Consider the following 2,160-nt stretch of genomic DNA (forward strand, 5'->3'; position numbering starts at 1 on the left):
CAAACCCAATATCGCACGCCAGGCAACCGCTCATCAACCGCTGCGTGCCGTATTTGACTCGACCCTCAAAACCCCCGCAAGCGCGAGGATATTGAACGGCGCTCGAACCCTATTTTGCGCAGAGCCCAAAACCACCCGGCCCGACCACATAAACCCTGAAAATATCGTCGTGGTAGCTGCGCTTAAAACGCCAGCTGGGTTAAAAAACGCTTTATTACAGCTCATGGCGATCGCCCCTGCGAACGAAATTCTACTAGAATGTGGCCCTAGGCTGGCAGGTAGCTGGCTAAACGCTGGTCTTGTCGATGAACTCATTGTTTACCAAGCGCCTGTTATTCTTGGTCATAATGCGCAAAGTCTAGTGCATATGGACATAGCAACCATGACACAGCGCCTAAACTTCGGTTTAATCGATACCCGTCGAATTGGGCCCGATCTAAAATTGATATTAAAGCCCGCACATTAAGGCAACTAGGAAGATTATGTTTACCGGCATCATTGAAGCTGTAGGCGAAATTGCTGCGATAGAGCCCCGCGGCGGCGATGTTCGTATTCGCGTTAAATCTGGCAAACTCCCACTGCACGGCGTTCAGCTAGGAGACAGTATTTGCACCAGCGGTGTCTGCTTGACGGTGGTCGACCTTCCCGGAGATGGCTACTGGGCCGACGTATCTAACGAAACGCTCAGCTTAACCACAGTCGGCACCTGGAGCAGCGGTACCAAAGTCAACTTAGAGCGGGCACTAACGCCGGAATCGCGCCTGGGTGGCCACATTGTCAGTGGTCACGTCGATGGCATCGGCACGGTCGTCGAGCGCTATGAAGAGGGACGCTCATGGCGCTTCTTAATCGAGGCTCCGGCCGAGCTTGCTAAATATATCGCCCACAAAGGCTCCATCTGTATAGACGGCACGAGCCTAACGGTGAATTCAGTCAATGGCAGCCGCTTTGACTTAAACATCATTCCGCAAACCATGGCAGAAACCGTTATCGGTGGCTACCACGTTGGCACCTCCATCAATCTAGAAGTGGACGTTATCGCGCGCTACCTCGAGCGACTTCTTATGGGGAGTGAGGCCGCCAAACCTCAGGGCCTGAGTTTAGAGACTCTGGCCGAAAACGGTTTTTTAAACCGCTAAGCAAAATTTAGGAATTTCAAAGCATGTTAAACACAGTAGAAGAACTGATTGCCGATTTGCGTCGCGGCCAAATGGTGGTGTTGGTTGACGATGACAAAGACAGCAGTTCTGAAGGGGTCGTGATGGTCGCCGCTGACCATATCACCGCGAACCATGTGAACTTTATGGCGCGCAGAGCCAAGGGCTTGGTTTGCCTTGCATTGACCAAAGAACGCTGCCGCCAGCTAAACTTGCCCTTGATGGCCGAAAACACCAGCGCCGAAAAAACCAACTTCACCCTGTCAATCGAAGCGCGACACGGTATCGATACGGGCATTTCTGCCGCCGACCGCGCCTTGACCGTTCAAGTCGCCGTGGCACCCAACGCGAAGCCTGAAGATATTGTTCAGCCTGGACACATTTTTCCGCTGACCGCAGAGGATGGTGGCGTTCTAAACCGAGCCGGCCACACCGAGGCAGCGGCTGACTACGCGCGCTTAGCGGGCTGCTCTCCCAGTGCCGTCATTGCCGATATCTTAACGTCGGATGGATACTTAGCCGACGGTGAGGCATTGCGAGAGTTTGCCAAGCAGTGGGATCTAAAAATCGGCTCCATTACCGATCTCATTCACTTTAGACTGAGTAACGAGCGCACCATTGAACGCGAGCGCGAAGGAACGATTCACACTAAGCACGGCGAGTTTAATCTGGTCGCCTACCGAGACCGTGCCAATAACTTAATGCACATTGCACTGACCAAAGGGGCAATAACAGCGGACACAGCAGTCCCTGTGCGCATGCACGTACAGTCGATACTGCGAGATATTATCGGCACGCAAGTCGCCGACGTGAATTCATGGGACGCCAGCAGCGCCATTGCCTACCTGGCGCAACAAACGCATGGTGTTGCAGTCATACTAGCCAACGACGAAAGCAGCGACACTCTGCTACACAGTGTCGACATGGCGCTGGGCACACCTGATGCTGTACAACCCAAGCAGACGCCTATTTACAGCCGCATCGGCACAGGGTCGCAAATCCT

At 53.5% G+C, this 2,160-nt stretch carries 3 protein-coding genes; all 3 read left to right on the forward strand.

Annotated features, from left to right (window positions below):
* Positions 1 to 466: RibD family protein (locus ACTF5Z_RS08330; RefSeq protein WP_438985235.1), on the forward strand; the 466-nt coding region annotated here is incomplete at its 5' end.
* Between the two features lie 16 nt (positions 467 to 482).
* On the forward strand, positions 483 to 1,139 hold the full coding sequence (locus ACTF5Z_RS08335; protein WP_423849882.1) for a riboflavin synthase: 657 nt from the start codon (positions 483 to 485) through the stop codon (positions 1,137 to 1,139).
* A gap of 23 nt (positions 1,140 to 1,162) precedes the next feature.
* Positions 1,163 to 2,160: 3,4-dihydroxy-2-butanone-4-phosphate synthase (gene ribB, locus ACTF5Z_RS08340; RefSeq protein WP_438985236.1), on the forward strand; the 998-nt coding region annotated here is incomplete at its 3' end.

The sequence above is a fragment of the Aequoribacter sp. genome (assembly GCF_965659035.1).
GTDB lineage: Bacteria > Pseudomonadota > Gammaproteobacteria > Pseudomonadales > Halieaceae > Aequoribacter.

Bases quoted from the DNA above. Each gene is read 5' to 3' on its own strand.
- ACTF5Z_RS08335 (WP_423849882.1), top strand. From the start codon at position 483: ATGTTTACCGGCATCATTGAAGCTGTAGGCGAAATTGCTGCGATAGAG.